Origin of the sequence: Okeania hirsuta, from assembly GCF_003838195.1 — a bacterium.
GTDB classification, from domain to species: Bacteria; Cyanobacteriota; Cyanobacteriia; order Cyanobacteriales; family Microcoleaceae; genus Okeania; species Okeania hirsuta.
In genome coordinates this window covers 1-20,029 of the sequence record NZ_RCBY01000147.1, presented here as the reverse complement: position 1 = coordinate 20,029, position 20,029 = coordinate 1, and the positions used below count along the sequence as shown (strand labels likewise).

Here is a 20,029-nt window from a genome sequence, read left to right as displayed (position 1 = left end):
ATCCCCATGTAATTTTCCTCCTGTCTCCTGTCTCCTGTCTCCTGTCTCCTTCTTCAACCAAGTGCTAGCACTAGATAACCCAAAGGCTGTCACAGTTGTTGGCAGTAGCAAAGCAAGTTGCTCAATGACCGCCCAACGCAAATTTATCTTATCGGTTTTTAAACTAGGAAACCATCTATATATTTTTATCAATAAATAGTCCTCCAATCTTAGAATAATGAAAGTAATGCCCCACTATTCCTAATAAAAGTTTTAGTGGTGGCATTGTGATAATTTTTACCTCATTCCACGATCGTCTCGTTTATATATAATTGGACTTGGAGTTGTACTACGACTACGAGATACTCTTTGTCTGTTGTAGGATGGGCGACTAATTGGCATAGTCTTTCTATCATAAGTCCCTTCTTCTCGATTGCTATCAGAGTAAGAAGGAGAAGGGCGTGGTGTCTCTGAATGGTCTTCGTATATCTCCAAATGCACAGATTGACCTGCTGTTTGAGCTAATGCTGCTAACACAGTACGAACCGCTTGGATATTACGTCCTCCACGACCATATACTCGTCCTTTTTCGAGTTCATCAAAAGCTAGACGAATCCAGGCTTTTGCTTGCCGAGGATTTACTTCACAGTCCACTCGTAAAGACTCTGGTGAATCTAGAAATGGCTCAATTAAAAATCTTACTATTTCCGCGTAATCAGGGTTAGCTGAGTGAGAATTATTCCTCAGACTCGGTAGCTGCTGTTTCAGTTGACTCACTGTCACTGGTTTGGCTGGCTTCGGTATTGGCAGTTTCTTCGCTTGGTTGATTATTGGCAATGGCTTCTGTTGATTCTGCATGGGAAACTGATACGTTCTCTTGGGTGTTAATTCCGGTTCTTGGTGATTCAAGGACATTAGCTTTTCTCAATATGTCACGCACTGTTTGTGTTGGTTGAGCGCCTTGTTCAAGACGTCTGGTAATTCCTGGTACATCTAGCCTAGTTTCATCTGTTCTGGGATTGTAAAAGCCGAGTTCTTCTAATGGACGGCCATCACGTCGGGAACTGCTGTTCATTGCTACTATCCGGTAGCTAGTCTCCCGTTTTTTTCCATATTTCTTTAATCGCAGTTTGATCATTTCGAGTGATTATACTCCTGTTTGGAATTGTAAGCTATTATGTTTCATGGTAACGAAGAAATTATTAGGCATCTTTTGTCAAATTTACAGTTTGCCACCATATATTTATATTTTAGGACTCTTAATACCTGCTACCGTATTCTTAAAGTTGCCCAAAGCCCTTTTTCTTTTTCTGTTTCTTTTTCTTTTTGCCACCACCCATACCGGGGTAGTTTGGCAATCCTGGAGGTGTTCTGCCTCCTAGCATTCCTGGCATCCCCATACCTGGCATTCCTGGCATCCCCATACCTGGCATTCCTCCTTGGCCCATTTGTTGCATGAGCGATCGCATTTTTTGGAAGTCACTCACCAGTTTACTAACATCTTTTTCAGCATAACCTGAACCACGAGCAATACGTTTTCGTCGAGAAGGAGACTTGGCTAAAAGTTCTGGGGTTTGGCGCTCTTGCTTTGTCATTGAATTAATCATTGACTCACAGCGTTTGAGTTGAGTTTCTCCCTGCTGTAACTGATCGTCACTCAATTTATTCATTCCAGGAATTAATTTCATAATTCCTCCCAGAGAACCCATGTTCTTCATCAGTCGCGTTTGCTTCAGGAAGTCAGTAAAGTCAAACTTAGCTGAGAGAATTTTCTCTTGCATTTTTTCTGCATCAGCTATGTCAAACTCTTCCTGAGCTTTTTCTACCAGGGTCAGTACATCTCCCATCCCCAGAATCCGAGAAGCCATCCTCTCTGGGTAGAAAGGTTGTAGGGCTTCTACTTTTTCTCCCACCCCCACAAATTTTATGGGCTGACCAGAAATTCTACGTACTGATAATGCTGCCCCACCTCTTGTATCCCCGTCCATTTTTGTGAGGATTGCCCCTGTAATCCCAATTTGATCGTTGAAGGTACGGGTTAATGTTGCCGCTTCTTGACCTGTCATTGCATCCACTACTAGCAATGTTTCTTGGGGCTTAACTGCTGCTTTAATTTTGGCGAGCTCCGCCATCATATCTTGGTCAATCTGTAGCCGACCTGCTGTATCTATAATTACAGTATCTATGCCCTCTGTCTTTGCTTTTTCAACACCTTTTTGAGCAATTTCTACAGGATCTATATCTATGCCTAATTCAAATACGGATACATCTATCTGCTTACCTAGAGTAACTAGCTGGTCTATAGCAGCAGGTCTATAGATATCAGTAGCTACTAGCAAGGTACTTCTGTCTTGCTTCCGTAGATGTAAGGCCAATTTAGCTGAGGCAGTGGTTTTACCTGTCCCTTGTAAACCTGCCATCAGAACAATAGTTGGTGCTTGTTCAGCTTTTGCTAGGGGAGCATTGGTTTCTCCCATGACGCGCACTAGCTCATCATGGACTATTTTGATGAACTGTTGATCTGGCCTTACTCCTGTTAATACATCTGCCCCTTTAGCCTTATTGCTAACCTCGGCTATAAAGTCTTTCACAACCTGTAAGTTAACATCTGCCTCTAATAGAGCACGACGGACTTCTCGTAGGGCTTCTTGAATATTGGAGTCTGTAATTTTATCTTGACCCCTTAGTTTTTTCCAGGCGACTTCTAAGCGGTCGGCAAGGGCTTCAAACATAAAGCAATTTCAGCTAGCTAGTAGTAGTTTTTTATTATATATCATCTGAAAGGTTTTTTCTTTTTTTTACCTAACTTTTTTTCCAACTGTGAAATTCAAAGCGTTCTGAATATAGACAGTTAGCTTCTGTTTAAATTTTATTTATTGCTTCTTTAAAGTAAAAAAAATTTTCGTTAAATCATTGCTTTTTCTCTTTTACAACAATGTAATCTTTTATTCCTAACCTAATTTCCTATTTCCATAATCGATAACTATTTTGGTTTTTTATTCAGCTCTTCATAGATATATAGAAAATTCAGTGCATATTTTTTTCATATCTGCAATGTTGGATATCTTTCAATATTTTTAGTACAAAATATTTCTCGGCATTTTTTGTAGCAAAACAAAAATTATATAATTTACTTCTTCAAAACAACATAAATCACGATTTTCTAACTTTAACTCTACTCAATATTCAAGCAAATCGTAAATATTAATCTATATCTTTATCTTTAATTATATTATATTTACCATAGTGTATATATTCTGTCAATAGTTTCCATTTTATGGGGTTTTACCCATAATATTATTAACCTATCAGTAAATATTTGTCCAGTATCAAGCTTACTTGTCCAGATATATAGCTTCGATCTTGGATTTTATGGCCTATTATTAAAAACTCGGCCTAGTTTAAGATCGTATATATAACCCATTTGAGAGTTATCTAATTGATATAGTTTAAACATGGGGAGATGGGGAGATAGGGATATGGGAGCATTTTTCTACCTGCTTGGTGCGCGTTCCCTTGCGCCGTGCGAAGGCGCGGGGTCGCATCTGCTTTTTCCCCTATTCTATTTCTGAATTTCCTGACTTCACCAGGACTGAGTTCTGAATTCTATGCCAAAAACACATACCGTGTGCAAAGAGACCAAATGGGTTCTCATAGATACATAAAATAAATATTCAAAACATCAGGTGTAAAACAGATGCATACTTCCAAACAAAAAATTACAGATAAACATAACAAATATTATACAAAAGCTTTACCAGGGAAAACTTCTTCCATCCCAAACCATCAAAACAGTGAGGATATCAATATAGAGCAACTATTGCAAGCTCTAGCATCTCAACTATCCAATCACCATAATCAAGTCGATCAACTAAAAATTTGGAGACAAATAATAGAGCGACTTGAAGATTTTCCACACCAAAGCAGAATATTAACAGCAATTGTAGAACCAAGTAACCTCAGCATTAAATATGCTAATCATGCTTTTTGCCAGCTAATGGGAATGAATCAGATCGATGAAATAGAATCAAAGCAAAACATTAAGCTGAATGAGTTGGTAAGTGATTGGGAGAAAACAGAACTAGAAAAAATTTACCGCCTGCAAATTTTGCACTGGATACTCAAAGAACTTTATCAAATAAATACAGCAAATCTACAATTTCAACATTATTCAATCATATCAACCATTAATTGCCCACAAAACTCAGAACCACAGTATATAGAATTCTGGTTTTGTTGCTCACAACAAAAAGTACAAAGAGTTGAGAAAACTGTAGACGATTTTACAGATATCAATTTCCAATCAATGTCAACATCTGAACAAATAGCTTGGTTGATACAACCGGGAAATCTAGAAATTTTAGCCCAACAGTTAAAATTGGAAAATTTCCAACTAGAGGGTTTGTTTTTACTCGAAGGATTGGATGTAACTGTTAAAGAACAAAAACGAAGACTAACTCAACTGTTAGTAGAACCAGAATCATTGATGCAGCAAGAAAAATTTCAGCAAATTGACAAACAAATGCGGTCGCTATTCCGGGCAGATGATATGATTCTACTGCGCAATGAAGGAGAAAAACAACTAAAATTATTTATCAGCAGTGAGTATTTAACCACAAGCAACTACCCTGGACTATATTCCACGCAGAGTCTACAGGATTCTCCAATCTTCAAAACTGTTAAAGATAATCAAATTCAGAATATTCCCGACCTGAAGATACATTGTCAAACTGAGTGTGAACAAAATCTATATCAAAAAGGAGTTCGCTCCTTGCTACTAATTCCTCTAGTAATTAAAGCTGCCTGTCCACAAGATAGTTCTGGACTTCAAGCAGTTTTGGGAATAGTAGGATTAACTAGCAAGCTCCCCAACAATTTTTATACCTCTGATTACAAACACGCTCAGGAACTTATTTCACCTTTAACCACTGCGGTTCGTCAAACAATTCAACAACGGTTCACAAATATTCGTAATATTCACCCGGCAGTTGAATGGCGATTTTTGCAAGAAGCAGAACGCCGTCGTTGGGGATTACCGCCAGAAATAATCGTTTTTGAAGATGTCTATCCTCTTTATGGTATCTGTGATATTCGTGGATCTTCCAGCGAACGCAATCGAGCAATTCAAACCGATCTGCTGACACAATTTTGCTTAGGATTGACAATTGTCGAAACTGTTTGTCAAATCAAAGATAGTGCTTTTTGTCAGCAACTACGGCAAGATCTGTTGGAATATATTAAGTCTCTAGAAGCAAAAGTATCAGTGGATAGTGAAATTACAGCGAGAGATTATCTACATTTACATTTAGAAATCTACTTTGATTATTTTGTGGAATGTGGAGATGCTGTTAAAACTGCTGTAGAAGCTTATCGAGCTGCTTGTAGCAATGAACATCATAGCGTATATCAAGCTCGCGATCGCTACGACCAGATGTTGCACAAAATTAACTACCATCTTCAAAATACTTGGGAAAAGTGGCAAAAGCAGATGCAGCAAATTATACCCCACCATTGTGATTTTGAGGCTACCGATGGCATAGACCACATGATGTATCTGGGGAAATCTATTAATCCTAAATTTAGTCAATTTCATCTCTGTAGTTTGCGTTATGAGCAACTACGAGCAATTTGTGATTGTGCTAGAACAATTTTGCGCCTGAAAGCTGAATCTGAGGAAGTTACTTTGGGAGTTGTGCATCTGATCTTAGTGCAGAATTCTACAATTGATATTTATCACAATGAAAGTACAGAAAGATTGTTTGATGTCAAAGGTAGTCGCGATATTCGTTATGAAATTGTTAAAAAGCGAATTGATAAAGGTGTGGATCAGGAAACAAAGGAGCGGATAACTCAGCCAGGGATGTTGACTGTGGTTTATTCTACTGATGAAGAGTGGCAAGAATATCAACAGTATTTCCGTTATCTAGTTCGTGAAGGTTGGGTGGAGGATAAATTTGAGAGTGGTTTGGTTGAACCTCTACAGGGAGTAAGTGGTTTACGGTTTGTTCGAGCAAAGGTACTGTTGCCTGAAGAAGCTACATCTACTAAGTAGGTCGATAAAGTTGGCGTTGTCAGAAAAGAAGATGATTGAGAGAATGATCAGCGTGTAAAGTTCAAGGAAAAATGCAATGGAATGTCCAGAATGCCACAGTTACCACATCCATAAAAATGGTCACGCGAAAAGGTAAACAAAATTATAGCAATGTGCGCTGGCATATTTACAAATTACAAGAACTGTCCAGTAGCTAAAAGTCTTATATTATAGGTTTTTTATTCCCCCTTCCGGAGCTGTTGCCTTCCGGAGCTGTTGCCTGCGCACAGCGCTATATGTCTGTGTCAAGTGTGGCCGTCAATTGATCCCAGAATATCAACCCATACGGATATAGTGATGATGCCAAACGCAACTGCTGGAAAATGTATGTTAATGGCATGGGTTTTCGTGCCATAGAGAGAATTACAGGAGTTTCACGCACAACGATTATGGATGGGGTTAAACTCGTGGGAACACTTCTACCAGATGCTTACGAGCGCAGAAACTATCCCAGAGGTAGGAGAATTGGAGCAACTGGAAACCTTTGTTGGAAAAAAAAATCAAATCTGGCAGAGGAGCTGCTGTTGGGTGAGGGATGGTAATCCAGTTTATAGCAAATTTATTCCAGCAGGAGATCAGATTGTGAGCAAGACTTACATGACTGGTGTAGAGGAAGAAAATACACCTTTACGTCATTACTGAGCTATGTTAGATGGCAAAACCTTGTGCTATTCCAAGTCTGTTGAAATGTTAAAGCACTCAATTCAACTACTGATTCATTACCTTAAGTTTAAAGAGGTCTCTGTTCCCACCCTGTCCCTATAATTTATCTTTTAATCTGACAACGCCATAAAGTTATTATTATGATAGCAGGAGTCGGGGGTTGGGGAAAATCAGGTAAGAAAGGTATTTCTACTGAACTCGTCAATCTGATAGTTTTATAGATTGTGTATTATCCAGACATGATATAATATCAAGTCCGGTTGAACAACCTCACTTCAATTTAGTAGTCAGTAGTTAGTGGGACTTAAACATTTTTAGGTCGAAAAATGGCGCTCGTGTCAGTCTAGATAAAGGAATTACGTCAATGGCCTAAAAATGCCTAAAACCCTTGGTAATTAAGAATTTATGCCTTTTTGATGTCAAAGCCTCTTTCTGTCTATATTTGAGCCTATTTTCGACTTCTATTTTGTGTAAGTCCCATTAGTAATCAGTACGCGGATGCCAAACCCTTAAATGTTAATTATTGCTAAAAATTTGCTTCTGCTCAAAGAGTTACCCTCTAAAAACTCCAAAATCGCACCTTGGAGTTGGTAGGACTCAATCACTTATCCCACATTTTACTGATGCACTACCGTAATTCTTAGCGATGATAGCGGGTGAGGATTCTCGTCCTGGTGGTATAGTTGCTGTTCGCGTTCCTTAGCACTCAGTTTGAGACTGTCTGGGAGCATAAATGTATCAAGAGCCTCGATCTTTACAGTCCGTGTTTCGATCTTCTCATTCCCCTTTTTAAAGTTCCAGCGGGCAGCTAGAACTCCTATACGCAGTCCTCCTGTCGCAATCCAGTTAGCATAACCCGGGTCCAATTCAGAAACAATAATTCGGACCTTACCATCGGTATCTGTCACAACGTCTTGATTATTGATTTGCACTGGAATTGAGGAATGCTCCAACCCTTGAAACCAAAAGTTGTGGGCAGCGACTGACCAGTAGGCCGCTTCTGTGGGAACAATCTCGATAAGAAGCACCTCGTCTTCGGAAAGGTTCCAGGAACCTATATAGTATTCATTTTCTTGTGAGGCACCAAGGTCAGCCTTGAGGTCATCCGGGAGAGGCTCAAGAGCATTAGGCATAGAAATCGCCAAACGACTCGTGTCAAGGTAGGCCAAGGCCAAGTTTTTAATGAACCCTGTGACATTGGATAGCTTTTCGGCAAGTGCTTCTGGCTTGTCATATTCCTTGGGAACTGTCAGAGGCCGATCAATTCGATCAATCCTCAAAGCATAAAGATTTCCTCGCGAATCATCAGGAATATATTGTCTCGCCATGAGATGGGTAATATCTGGTGTCAGCTCCATGTAATTCCCACTTCGACTGGGGCCACCGATAATCATTTCAAAGCTTCCATCAGGCTCGAGATCGAAGTCGAAAATACTTTGTGTCTTCACTGTTTTGTTGGGCAGTCCGGGTGTCCACCATCCCGACATGGTTTGAATCGTTGCAGTAGCCGGCAGTCCGCCCTGAGCTTTACCAATAATCCTGTAGACTCCGGATGGATCGATCTGGGTGGAATGGTAAGTCCCGTCTCGTTGGTCTCCACCATACCGAGCATAATTTGTGAAAGTGACAGTCCATTGTGGACGATCCGGATCGGCATTGAGCAAATGAATATCTAATCCAACATTAAGCAATGTCGCCAAGTAGCGATAACCATCCGAATGAATCTGCGGATCGTCTTGAGGTACGCCTTCCTGGCTCATTAGCCAAGGTCCTAGTTCTCCAATTTGTTTTGAGAAATCATCCCAAGCTGTAAATTTTTTCATGGTTATTTGGTATTGTCGGGGGTTGGTTTTCCGGTCGTGAATTAGATATAGGTATAGTAATGTTTCTCAAATGTTTACTGCGGAGCAATCCGAAAATGTTTCTCAAATATTTACTGCGGAGCAATCCGAACTGGTCCGAATATTCCCGTCAAATAGATGCCACCATCAGGAGTGGGCATTGCAAATGTGCCACCAGTATTAAATTTGACGCTCTGACCGAAAGAGATGTCAGCGACCTTTTCTCCAGTCTCCCAATCAAATCCAACCAATCCGTACACGCCCTCTCCTACGGTTGCAAGGTAAGCCGTGCCATCCTTGACAGAAACAGGCGAAAGCGTCCAAGTGAAAGTCTTTTCGTCATAGACCCAATCACTCTTGAATTCGTTTTTCTCCCAATCCCAACTGAACTTTTCAGCACCACGAGGAGCTGGACGTGTTAATCCCATGGTCACCTGAGTTGAGACTAGATCAAATTCTCCATCTAAGTAGACAGGTTCGGGAAACTCTGAAGCAAACATCATCATGCCATTTCCGAAGACGTGCGGCGACCATTCAATTGTTGTCGCAACCGGAAAAGAAAGCGGAATAGACGCAGCAGTTCTCTGAGTCTTCGCGCCTTCTACTTTTTTGGCATCCTCTGGTATTTCATCACGCCAGAAAGCCACTGCTTTTACCGGATCGCCTTGATCGGCGATTATTACAAGTTTGTCCTCTTCCTCTCCAAATCCCAGCAATGTTGGGGTCGTGCCGCTGCCATTTGAAAGAGACCCCTCTTTTTTCACCCAGTCATAGGGTTCTTTCCAAGCGCCATCTGCTTCCTCTAGGGATATATCGGTGCCAGTCCAAACGAGTTTTCTCATGTACTGGTCTGTGACGACGTAAATACCACCTTTCTCATCTACACTGACGCCGTTATCAACAATTTCACCAGGGATTGGGGCGATCTTGACATTAGACATATCGCGGTCTACAATCGCAATTGCTCCTGCCATGGCCACTACAATCTTTCCGTCATAGGTCATATTTACCCCAAGGAAACGGCTAATCTGCTCTTGCAAATCCTCAGGCGCATCCAGGCGAAGGTCTCTGGAGTTCACAATTTCGATTTCAGAAGCAGGATCATCAGGTGATATATCGCCGACTTTTATCAGTTCTGTTCCATACCCTGGGTAGTAAAAGCCATCCACATCCATCATCGTGTAGAGGCCGTTAGACCAATTTTCCGTTTTGATTCCAGTCTCTCGCACTACCGGTTGCAAACGAGCGAGTAAGGTTTCCTCATCTGTCTCTGCAGCATCAAGGTCATCAACCAGACTCGCTGTTTCTTCTTGTGACAGGTACTGTTGTTCAAAGCCGGGAATTTGAATTTCCGAGACGAGTTGAAGTCCGCCATTATCAAACAAATATTTGGCAACCCGTCCCAGTCCCGAAACAAAAATCACCTCGCTGCCATCGGGGTATTTTCGATATGCCAAACCGGTATTTCCAATACCACCGGGAGCAAAGGTGACATCCTCTGGTTCTACTTCGACCTCACCTTTCCAGGCAGGAAATTCGATTATGTCTGTTTGCGCAACATTGAAATGAATTATCGGGTAGAAACTCTCCTGGATCAGTCAGGGATTAACAGGGGGGAGGTCGGCACGGGCCGTTCCCGGAGCAAATATCACCAGCAATACTGTTATTGCAAGGATTGTCGCTTTAGTAAGAATTTTATGATACATTGAGTGATCCCTTGATAAAGTAGAACTAAATCATCGCAATACTATCGATAGTACAAAGTCTCAAAAGTTTTTCTGACGCATAGCTTCGCTTCAAAGTGAAAGTTTGTAGGGAAACTGGGCAATAGTAGCCTTATTTGTTTACTGATTTTATCATGTTTATAGAACCCATTTTAAGATATTCCAAGGAAATTAAGTTTTGAAACTTCTCAGTGGTTGGGGGTTGAAAACCTCTAAAATCTTACTTTTGACTTTAAATTTTCCCTATTTCCCTAATACATATTCATCGAAATAGCATTACTTATTAATTAAAATTTCAACAACTTTATTAAGTTCTACAGAATGAGAAGCCTTAAAAAGAACCCGATCGCCTGGTTGTAAAAACTCCTGCAAATGTGTTGCTAATTTCTGATGAACATCATTATAACTAATATTTTCTACCTCTATAAACTGCAAACCAGCAGCACCAATAGCCATTGCCTGTGCTTCTTCAAAATCAGCCAAAATAAATAAACCATTAATATTCAAATTTCGCACAACATTCCCAACCTGTTCATGGAAGAAAACTGATTTATCTCCCAATTCTTTCATAGTTCCCAACACAGCAATATGACGTTTTCCCGGAGTTTCAACTAACAAATTCAGAGCAGCTATCATCGACTCTAAACCAGCATTATAACTTTCATCTAAAATCACAATATCATTCTCTAAATCATATCTTTTTGCCCTGCCTCCTGGTAATTGAACCGATAAATTATTAGTCAAAGGTTCAAACAAAGTTTTTGTCGAAATATTTTTTCCATGTAGCACTTTCAACACTGCCAATGCTGCCAAATAATTAGAAGCATTATGACTACCAGGTAAAGGTAAAGGTAAATCTACACCCTCAACATTTATAGTTTGAGAACCAATTAATTTTCCCTGTAAATCTCCACCTTCTAAACCATAAGTAAAAGTTTCTCCAGACCAAAACTTAGCCGCAGTTTCTATCAACCGTTGATTATCATAATTCAGAATAGCAATACTATTATTAGACATTTCTCTTAATAATTCACACTTAGCTTCAGCGATCGCTTCAACAGAACCCAAACGACCAATATGAGCAGTACCAACATTAGTAATTAAGCCAATTGTCGGATTGGCAATATGTGTTAATTCTGCTATTTCCCCTGGTCCTCGCATTGCCATCTCTACCACAGCATAATTATCATCAGAGGAAAGTCTTAGTAGAGTTTTAGGCACACCTATTTCATTATTATAGTTAGCTTCAGTTTTCAGCACTTGACCCTGAATAGCCAAGACTTTAGCAATTAATTCCTTAGTAGTAGTTTTACCAACTGAACCTGTGACCGCGATTACAGGAATAGCAAACCTATCTCGCCACCAACGAGCAATTTTTTGGTAAGCTTCTAAAGTATTTTCTACTTGTAATATAGATACGCTATTTGACTCTTGTGTAACTCTATCCTTTAAGGTATATTCTTCCTCAACAATGATGCAAGAAGCCCCTTTTTCTATTGCCTGTTTCACAAATTTATGGCCATCAAACTTTTCACCTCGTAATGCCACAAATCCTTCACCAGATTGTAAGTTACGAGTGTCTGTATTTATGCCTGTAATTAATGTTTTTTCAGGAATCTGAAAATTTTTAAGTGTTGTAGCAGCCAAGATTTCAATTAATTGAGATAAGGTAATGTGACAGACCATAACGATTGGCAGTCCTACTCAAATATGTATAATACATATATTAGAGTATTTATTATTTTTGAAGTCAATTTATTTTTTTGGAGCTAACTGAGCAATCAGGAAAAAATAAAAAGTATAAATAATTCTCTAGGGGAAAAAAAAATTTTAAGTTTGGTAAATTTTGTCATAATTTAGAGCTGACACCAGACAAGATAACTAAAACTTTGCCGAGCAAGGATTAATAAAATTTAGACTATCTTATGTATATTACAATCAGTAACGAAAAATTTGTATGGAGTTGGAAGTAGATGCTACTAATAAATCAGTAAAATCAAAATTGACCGATGTAGGAGAGTTTTTAATCAAGCAAAATCTTTACTGAAACTTCACACAAATTCAGTAAGTTTTTAAGATAATGAAAGTTATGGGTTTTAGTCAACTGTAGGGTATCGATGTTAGGTATAGAATAATCTAAGGGTTTTAATACTGAGTTATAGATAAAAATTATACCTAGTATAGTAAAGTAAATATCAACCTAAAATTTGGAATTAAATATACAATTTTATACAAACTATAGACGCTAATTAATCGTCAAACTAGCCCTGGAAGATAAAAATCTTAAAGTAGGTAGGAAGTATATAAAATGAAAAATATTATGGACGAATATAACAAATACAAATCTCAAGATGAACAAGATATCTATAACCATTTTATCCAATTGATAGATCTAAAGTCTTCAAAAGAAGTAATTGAAAGATTTAGAATGTTATTTATTAATGGTTCGGGATATCCTGACAGAGAAATATCTCAAGCACTAGATAGAATTACAGCATTGCCAGAAATTGAAGAAGATTTTAATTTTATCTTAAATCGCTGCTGTCATATAGTTATCAATAGAAAACAACCATATAACTATAAAAAAGATGTTTTACTAGACTTAATGAAGCTTTTCGCTCGAGTTGAAAATCAACCAGCACGCCGCCACTACTACGGTTCTCATAATAGTAAGAAATTATTAGAACTGGTTCAAGCATTCACAAGAAGCGAGCAATATCTCTCCTTAAAACGCTTAACAGAATTAATTAACCAACAAACAGGAAGTTGCAGAAACACTAATAGTGCTCTAGCTCAACCTTTAAGAACTCTAATTCCACGCTATCCTTACATATACCAACATTGTTTAGTTACCCCAGATAGTAGTTATGAATACCAACAAGTTATCAGAAAAATTCAACGACACAAACAAAGAAAATTTGAAATAGACTTATCCAAATATGTAACTCATAAAATTAGACAGAGAGTAGTAACAACTGCCTCTGAAAGAGAAGCTGCACTTTCAAACTTGACAGCATTTCCTTGGGAAGGCACCAACAATATTCAAAATCCTACTCTTTTGAGCGAGCGGGAAGTATTATCAGCAATTAAAAAATTTGTAGGTAAAGTTGAAAATGGTAATAACTATCGAGATAATGCAAAAAGTTTCCTAACCCATGTCAGACAACCTCAATCCTATCGTTCTTTTAAAGAAAGTTTCTATGAATATTTAAGTACATCTTTTGATGTAGATTCCAAATCTATTAAGCATCAGTTTCAAGATAAACTATATAAGCAGCTAAAAAATACTATGTCTCACAGTAATGACAAACAGTTTAATGACTTTTTGCTGATGAGAACTTGTAATCAAATGTTAGGATATCTAGTTGTAGAAAGTACCCAAAAACCACAACACTTTCTATTTCTCAATCTAATGGGTAACCTGGGTCCGATCACAACAACTGGCCTTTTACTGAAAATAGTTTTGGTCTGCTATAGAGTCAAACCATACCTAGAAAAACGATTTTCTATACTATTTAACCATTACGAATCACATACTAGAGAAACAGTTATGTGGTTAGTTAAAGCTCTAGAAAATATGCAGGTTGCTTTAAGTACTAACTTTGGTAGGGTTGATTTATCTTTGATTCGTTAGAATATTTTAAATAAGCAATCAGCACTCAGCAGTAAATGTTTAGAAGGAGATTTTAACCCCTCCGCGCACCTTCCGGTTTATAGAAGAAACCGGGGACTTAAACAGAGCTACTAAAAGCTGTTAAAGCTTCCGAAATCTAGAATAAGCTAAGTTAACATTAGGAATAATATTGCAATGTTAAAATAAAGCTCAGAGTAAAGTTTTCAAGTATCATTTACATGATGGAATTATAGTTAATCTAAATATTTGAAGAAGGAGACAGGAGACAGGAGACAGGAGACAGGAGGAAAATTACATGGGGATTCGCTCCCCCAAGTAATGCGTGAACACCCCCGTTGACGGTGGGGTATTAAACCCACAAAGAAAATGATAAAATAAATAAAAAATACGGTAAACATTAAAAAGATTAAATATGTTGCCTAATTTAGCTATCGTATTATAAATAATAAATAATTAGATAACCTCTTAGCTTGTAGCTGTGGGTAGTTAAATACTAAGCATAGGTTAAGTAAAGACAAAAAGAAAAAGTAATGACCCAAGTGTTATATCAAATCCGTTTAATTGGACATAAAAAAAATCTTCAATCGTCATAACTACGCTCATCTTTGTAATTCTTTCTTCTCCTGACTCCTGACTCCTGACTTCCCCTCCTGGGAGGGGCGAGGGGTGGGTTGACTCCTCCTAACTTAACCATTCTATGGTTGTTTAACCGGATTTGATATTACTAGGTAAAAACGAAGGTATAGAGTTGGCCCTCCGGCGATTCAAGCGTCAAGTTTCTAGAGCAGGTATCCTTGCAGATGTGAAAAAACGTCGGTACTTTGAAACTTCTCAGGAAAAACGAAAGAAAAAGGTAGTAGCAGCACGACGTCAAAAACAATTTTATTAAAGCAAAAAATTTACAGTGGCAAATATTATAGAAGTGTTGAAATAAATTTTATAGAGCTTTAGCTAGTATTTTATGATATTAGTAATGTCTAATTTGAAGAAGGAAGAAGGAAGAAGGTCTAATTGCTTATGCATAGTCAACGACAGACCACGCGCGTGTATGATAACCCCAAACAATTTTCAGCACCTCCGTTGACGGTGTAGGGTTAATTTATTGTCACGCTTAGAAAAATTGTATCCTTTGAAATTTCCTAGATCTTGCTAGAACTAGTTAACCAAAAATATAGAGTTGTAAATATTCTCTGACGACAAAGAATTAGCCCTGTGGGTAGGGGACACTCCTCCTGCCTTTTGCCTTATTCAATAAAGTTGAAATCAACAACTAGAATAGGGAATTAATTATTAAATGAAAACTATCCAGAAATGAATGTATATCGAGAACTAGACAATACAATACTAAGTTTTGCAGATATTCAAGCAGAACTTAATATCCGCAATGCAAAAGATGCTTTAAAAGAAATCGTAGATAATATAGATTTAACTCCCGAAGAAAGAACCGGATTAGACTCAGAAATTTCTGGTTTAGAATCAATGTTAGAAAAACTGGAAAAAGCCTCTGTACATATTGCCGTATTCGGTATGGTAGGAAGAGGTAAATCTTCAGTTCTCAATGCTTTGTTAGGTGAAAAAGTATTTGAAACAGGCCCAATTCATGGTGTTACCAAAACTACAGAAATTAAGCAATGGCAATTAGGGAAAGATAACTTAGAAGAAACAGAACCCTCATCTGATACCTCTCTAGTTTCTTACAGAATATCCCAAATTGAACTGATCGATACTCCCGGTATTGATGAAGTAGATGGAGAAACTCGCGAACTGATGGCCCGACAGGTGGCAAAGCAGGCAGACTTACTCTTGTTTATTGTGGCAGGAGATATTACTCAAGTAGAATATGAAGCTCTTTCCCAATTACGAGACGCTGGTAAACCGATGTTGTTGGTATTTAATAAAATAGACCAGTATCCAGAAGCAGATAGACTAGCTATATACAATAAAATCCGAGATGAGCGAGTCCGTGAGCTACTATCTCCCAAGGAAATAGTCATGGCAGCAGCTTATCCACTTGTAGCTAAGGTATTGCGACAACCTGACAGTAATATTACAGTACAGATGGAGCGGGGGGAACCCCAGATAGAAGATTTAAAGCTAAAAATATTAGAAATTTTAGACCAAGAAGGTAAATCTCTGGTAGCTCTCAATAGTATGCTCTATGCTGATAATGTCAACGAGCAGTTGGTGCGTCGGAAAATAGAAATTCGCGAACAAAGTGCTAATCAAGTAATCTGGAAAGCAGTAATGGCCAAAGCCATGGCGATCGCTCTTAACCCTGTAACTGTGGTAGATATTCTGAGTGGAGCTGTGATTGATGTAGCTATGATATTGACTTTATCAAAGTTGTATGGTATAAGCATGAGCCAAAGCGGAGCAATAGATTTACTGCAAAAGATAGCTATTAGTATGGGTGGCATTACAGCTAGTGAATTAGTGGCAAATCTAGGACTAAGTTCTGTGAAAGGATTATTGGGTTTAGCTGCACCTGCTACTGGTGGGTTGTCTTTAGCGCCTTATTTATCTGTAGCGGTAACTCAAGCTGCAGTGGCAGGTTTATCATCTTATGGAATTGGACAAGTAAGCAAAACTTATCTTGCTAATGGTGCATCTTGGGGAGAAGAAGGTCCAAAAGCTGTAGTGAGTCATATTTTAGAATCTCTGGATGAAACTTCAATTATGGGTCGAATTAAGGAAGAGTTAATAGCTAAGTTAAACATCAAAAATTTCAGTAATCAGCAATAGCAAAATAGCAAAATCAGGAAAGTTTTACTAACGAAAAAATAGTATTGCAGAGTAATAGTAAAGTGTGAAAGAAGAATGTTACGAATAATTTGAATCATTGAAAGATTTTACACATCATGTTTCTTTCAGAGTGCGGGGCAAAATTACCTGATTAAATTACAGCAGTTTTCGAGTTGATAAGGTAAAAAGTTTTATTCTTTTAGGGAATAGGGAATAGGAAATAGGGAACAAGGAATGAATAAAAATTATAGATTAGTCTCAAACTTTACCTCACTATGAAGAAAACAGAAGATATTTTTATTTTAGCTGTGGAGGATATCCAAATATTAATTATTCCTGCTACAGAGGTAAAAATTCTGTGATCAAGGCTAATTTTCCAACAATGAGTAAATTGAATTCAGAAATTATGTTCTGGTTCACCTAGAGAATATGGAGACATTTTATGCTTTGTTAGATCCTCTCAAAGAAAAACTACAAAGAACTTTATCAGAAAAAAAAATAGATAATTTATCCGAAATTTTGGCAGACAAAAAGCACAATAGTTTAGTTATTGATGCATGGCAATAGTTTGAGATTTTGACTAGGTGGAGAGTAAGCATTCAGCTATTAGCAGTCAGCTATTCCTACGGAATGCTCTCGTAGTCAGCTTTTTAATGAATGAAGCAAGCATTTTGTTAACTTCTACTACATTTTTATACGAAGAATTGAAGTACAAGAACAACAAGCTTAAATTGTCCACTAAAGGTAATAAAGCTGATAGCTGATAGCTGACCGCTGAATGCTTACGGTGGAGAGAGGATGATTAAAATCTTTAAAATTTTTTCTACTCTCCCCAATACAATACTTTTGCAGTAGCTTTAACTACTTATTATTTCTTATTTTTGAACTGCTCTAACCATTCTTGAATTTTAGAAGAAGCAATATCTCGTCCTCCTAAACCAAAAGCTAAAGCAATAGCTACTGCCATTGCTCCCATGAAAAGTCCAAAAGCTAGATTCACAATACTAGGAGCAATTCCCATTTGTTGCAAAGCCATAGCTGAGACTAATACAATAATCCCAATTCGAGCTAGCTGGCCCAAAAGTCTAGCTTGAGAATTGCCAGAACTGGTGATTAAATTATAAGCAAGGTTAGCCAAGTATAGACCTATAGCCAATACTACTAAACCATAAAGAACCCGACCTGCAATATAAATTACAACATTGACAATTAAGGTCAGAGCTTCCAACTCCATAATCTGGGTAGCTGAAACTGTGGCAAAAAGGATAATACCCACAAAAGCTACAATACCAGCAATTTCTGAAGGAGTCCGTGCAGTAGGTTTAGCCCCAGGAGTACCAGGTTCACCCTGAATTACAGTAGCATTTGGATCAGAAGCTGGTTGTGTTGAACTTAAACCAAGCCAGTTGAAAAGGTTATTGAAACCAACGCTAGTCAGAAGATTAGTAACTAAATCACTAACAAATCTACCAACAAAATAAGCAACTACCAAAATCACAGCAGCAGCAAAGATTTTCGGTATAAACGTCAGAATATCATTGAGCATCGCCACTGCTGGAGTAGTAATGGCCAAAATATCCAGAGCGCTCAGAGCAGCGATCGCTACAGGAATCAATATCAGAACATAAACAACTGTGCCAATAATGGAAGAAAGATTTTGACCCCCAGTAGTTTGACTCATACCAAACCTACTACCTATTTGGTCTACACCTGTAGCAGCCAGAAGATTAGTAACAACTTTCTTAACCACAGTAGCAACTAACCAACCTACTCCAGCTAGAATAACAGCCTTGAGAATTCTGGGAAGAGACTGCAGGATTTGGTCAACAATGTTCTGAACAGGTTGTAGTGCAATCTGTAGTTGTAAAGCTTCCAGGATTACAGGCAAGAATAACAAGAAAATCAACCAATAGATAGCATTAGCAATAGTATCGCTAATTTGCACTTGATTTTCTGTTTGTCCATCACTAACTTGCTGGTTCAGACGGTCATCTAAACCAAATGTCCTCAGTCCTTTAGTAACTGCTAATTTAGCTATAGTTGCCACTAACCAGGCAATACCTAGCCAAATTAGGGCAGCTGCTACATTAGGTAAGAAGCTAGTTATTTCGGTCAGGAAAGCATTGAGAGGTTCAGAAACTGCGGTGAGGTTGAGCTTATCGAAGAAAGCTATCAGAACAAAGATCATGATGATCCAGAAAATCAAAGAGGAGATCCATTTCTCCACTGGTAAATTCTGAGCTTGTTCTTGACTACCCGTTACCCAACCAGCAATTTTGTTATCGATTTTGGTCTTCTTGAATAGTCCTCCAAGGAAGCTGGAGAGAATCCAAGCCACTATCCAGCCTACAACTAGAATTGCAATTGCTGTTACTATGTCCAAAATTGCAATTGCTGTAAAATTTTGGGACACTATATTTACAGGATTTGCTTCAGTTTGTGCCAAAATATTTGAGGCTAACATCAAATTAGCCTGAATTGGCTCACTGATTGATTGTGTAATAATTTGCCAAGTGCCATTCATGCTTTTTTTGGGTTAATGTGACCTTTAAATTAGCAACCTGATGAGATTACCAATATATGCCTTATAGCTTGAAGGTAACTATGTCATTTAGTCAAGTTTTTCAGCAATTTATTTTAATTCGTGCCAGTGCCACTATTGTAGAGGATTGTATTACTAATAACATTCTTATGCACAAGTGGTTAAATCCAATGTTACGTTGTGAACCTGTGGGCAAATGGGATACATTTGTGGGAAGTCGTAGTAGATTTATCATAAATATTCCCTTTTTATATCCATCTTTAGATAGTGTTGTGGTAGAACGAGAACCTGGTTTAATTGTCTGGGAGTTTAAGGGCTTTTTTCGAGGTCGAGATCGCTGGGAATGTCAACCAGAAGCTGAAGGTACTTGTTTATTAAATCGTTTTGAATTTGAGATACCGAATCCTGTAATTCAATTCGGTTTTAATAAGTTTGCTGCCTCATGGACAAAAGCAGATATGGAAGCTCAACTGCGACGTTTGAAGAGAGTAGCAGAAGAACAATACTATTATAAATGTTGAAAGAGGACTCCAGTTATAATCGCGAGATTTAACGGTGAGACGGGGCGTATAAACGGAGCGGGAAACCTAAATTGTTAACAGATAATTAACCTGAATCCTCAAAAAAAGTCTGATGATAACAGGGGATTAAAAGCTCTGTCAATCTTAGATAATACTTAACTAGGGCTTGCTGATTAAATCTAAAAGTATTTACAGATAAAGGTTTTAGCCTTTTTTGGGTCGAAAAAAGTACCTGGTTTTCAGCTCTTCACGCTCAAAAAGGAGCGTATTTTAGGCGCATAGTTGGGCAGAA

The 20,029-nt window shown here is 38.2% G+C and carries 13 protein-coding genes and 2 pseudogenes; 7 read left to right on the top strand and 8 right to left on the bottom strand.

Going from position 1 to position 20,029, the window contains the following annotated elements; genetic code table 11:
* From D5R40_RS21400 to ffh, 4 genes and pseudogenes are all read right to left on the bottom strand, one after another.
* The coding region (locus D5R40_RS21400; protein WP_134239623.1) for a hypothetical protein at window positions 1-192 on the bottom strand (192 nt) is incomplete at its 3' end.
* Between the two features lie 84 nt (window positions 193-276).
* Window positions 277-756: a KH domain-containing protein gene (locus tag D5R40_RS21395; RefSeq protein WP_192901299.1), complete on the bottom strand. Its 480-nt coding sequence runs from the start codon at window positions 754-756 to the stop codon at window positions 277-279.
* Between the two features lie 91 nt (window positions 757-847).
* Window positions 848-1,117: pseudogene (gene rpsP, locus D5R40_RS41330) on the bottom strand (30S ribosomal protein S16); the annotation flags it as partial.
* Between the two features lie 142 nt (window positions 1,118-1,259).
* Window positions 1,260-2,711, bottom strand: coding sequence for a signal recognition particle protein (ffh, locus tag D5R40_RS21385; protein ID WP_124145993.1), 1,452 nt, complete (start codon window positions 2,709-2,711; stop codon window positions 1,260-1,262).
* A 965-nt stretch (window positions 2,712-3,676) separates the two neighbouring features.
* On the opposite strand from ffh, the gene D5R40_RS21380 reads away from it, so the two are divergent.
* Both D5R40_RS21380 and D5R40_RS43530 read left to right on the top strand, forming a co-directional pair.
* Window positions 3,677-6,031, top strand: coding sequence for a GAF domain-containing protein (locus D5R40_RS21380; RefSeq protein ID WP_124155170.1), 2,355 nt, complete (start codon window positions 3,677-3,679; stop codon window positions 6,029-6,031).
* A 274-nt stretch (window positions 6,032-6,305) separates the two neighbouring features.
* Window positions 6,306-6,835 (top strand): annotated as a pseudogene (locus D5R40_RS43530) (IS1 family transposase); the annotation flags it as partial.
* 515 nt (window positions 6,836-7,350) lie between these two features.
* Here the strand turns inward: D5R40_RS43530 and D5R40_RS21370 are convergent.
* The 3 genes from D5R40_RS21370 to D5R40_RS21360 all read right to left on the bottom strand — a co-directional run bounded on the left by D5R40_RS21370 (window position 7,351) and on the right by D5R40_RS21360 (window position 11,984).
* Window positions 7,351-8,556, bottom strand: a complete 1,206-nt coding sequence (locus D5R40_RS21370) for a DUF1214 domain-containing protein (protein WP_124145996.1) — start codon at window positions 8,554-8,556, stop codon at window positions 7,351-7,353.
* 110 nt (window positions 8,557-8,666) lie between these two features.
* Window positions 8,667-10,031 (bottom strand): hypothetical protein, encoded by a 1,365-nt coding sequence (locus D5R40_RS21365; protein WP_124155168.1) that lies wholly within the window; start codon window positions 10,029-10,031, stop codon window positions 8,667-8,669.
* Between the two features lie 543 nt (window positions 10,032-10,574).
* Window positions 10,575-11,984 carry a UDP-N-acetylmuramoyl-tripeptide--D-alanyl-D-alanine ligase gene (locus D5R40_RS21360; RefSeq protein ID WP_124145998.1) on the bottom strand — a complete coding sequence of 470 codons (1,410 nt, stop codon included), beginning with the start codon at window positions 11,982-11,984 and terminating at the stop codon, window positions 10,575-10,577.
* Window positions 11,985-12,606: 622 nt separating this feature from the next.
* On the opposite strand from D5R40_RS21360, the gene D5R40_RS21355 reads away from it, so the two are divergent.
* The 4 genes from D5R40_RS21355 (at window position 12,607) to D5R40_RS35755 (ending at window position 17,241) form a co-directional block, all read left to right on the top strand.
* A complete protein-coding gene (locus D5R40_RS21355; protein WP_124155167.1) occupies window positions 12,607-13,932 on the top strand; it encodes a Sll1247 family protein in 1,326 nt (441 codons plus the stop codon).
* A 715-nt stretch (window positions 13,933-14,647) separates the two neighbouring features.
* Entirely contained in the window at window positions 14,648-14,821 is a 174-nt protein-coding gene (rpsU, locus tag D5R40_RS21350) for a 30S ribosomal protein S21 (RefSeq protein WP_124146000.1), read from the top strand.
* A 422-nt stretch (window positions 14,822-15,243) separates the two neighbouring features.
* Window positions 15,244-16,674: a GTP-binding protein gene (locus D5R40_RS21345; protein ID WP_124155166.1), complete on the top strand. Its 1,431-nt coding sequence runs from the start codon at window positions 15,244-15,246 to the stop codon at window positions 16,672-16,674.
* A 390-nt stretch (window positions 16,675-17,064) separates the two neighbouring features.
* Entirely contained in the window at window positions 17,065-17,241 is a 177-nt protein-coding gene (locus tag D5R40_RS35755) for a DUF6887 family protein (RefSeq protein ID WP_375339400.1), read from the top strand.
* Window positions 17,242-17,542: 301 nt separating this feature from the next.
* On the opposite strand, the gene D5R40_RS21340 is transcribed toward D5R40_RS35755, so the two are convergent.
* Entirely contained in the window at window positions 17,543-19,198 is a 1,656-nt protein-coding gene (locus D5R40_RS21340; protein WP_124146002.1) for a mechanosensitive ion channel, read from the bottom strand.
* 80 nt (window positions 19,199-19,278) lie between these two features.
* Between D5R40_RS21340 and D5R40_RS21335 the strand changes: the two genes are divergently transcribed.
* Window positions 19,279-19,737: an SRPBCC family protein gene (locus tag D5R40_RS21335; protein ID WP_124146003.1), complete on the top strand. Its 459-nt coding sequence runs from the start codon at window positions 19,279-19,281 to the stop codon at window positions 19,735-19,737.
* Window positions 19,738-20,029 lie beyond the last annotated feature (292 nt).

Excerpts from the sequence above, each read along its gene's own strand:
- ffh (WP_124145993.1), bottom strand. The coding sequence starts at position 2,711 with ATGTTTGAAGCCCTTGCCGACCGCTTAGAAGTCGCCTGGAAAAAACTA.
- D5R40_RS21380 (WP_124155170.1), top strand. The coding sequence starts at position 3,677 with ATGCATACTTCCAAACAAAAAATTACAGATAAACATAACAAATATTAT.
- D5R40_RS21370 (WP_124145996.1), bottom strand. The coding sequence starts at position 8,556 with ATGAAAAAATTTACAGCTTGGGATGATTTCTCAAAACAAATTGGAGAA.
- D5R40_RS21360 (WP_124145998.1), bottom strand. The coding sequence starts at position 11,984 with ATGGTCTGTCACATTACCTTATCTCAATTAATTGAAATCTTGGCTGCT.
- D5R40_RS21355 (WP_124155167.1), top strand. The coding sequence starts at position 12,607 with ATGAAAAATATTATGGACGAATATAACAAATACAAATCTCAAGATGAA.
- D5R40_RS21345 (WP_124155166.1), top strand. The coding sequence starts at position 15,244 with ATGAATGTATATCGAGAACTAGACAATACAATACTAAGTTTTGCAGAT.
- D5R40_RS21340 (WP_124146002.1), bottom strand. The coding sequence starts at position 19,198 with ATGAATGGCACTTGGCAAATTATTACACAATCAATCAGTGAGCCAATT.
- D5R40_RS21335 (WP_124146003.1), top strand. The coding sequence starts at position 19,279 with ATGTCATTTAGTCAAGTTTTTCAGCAATTTATTTTAATTCGTGCCAGT.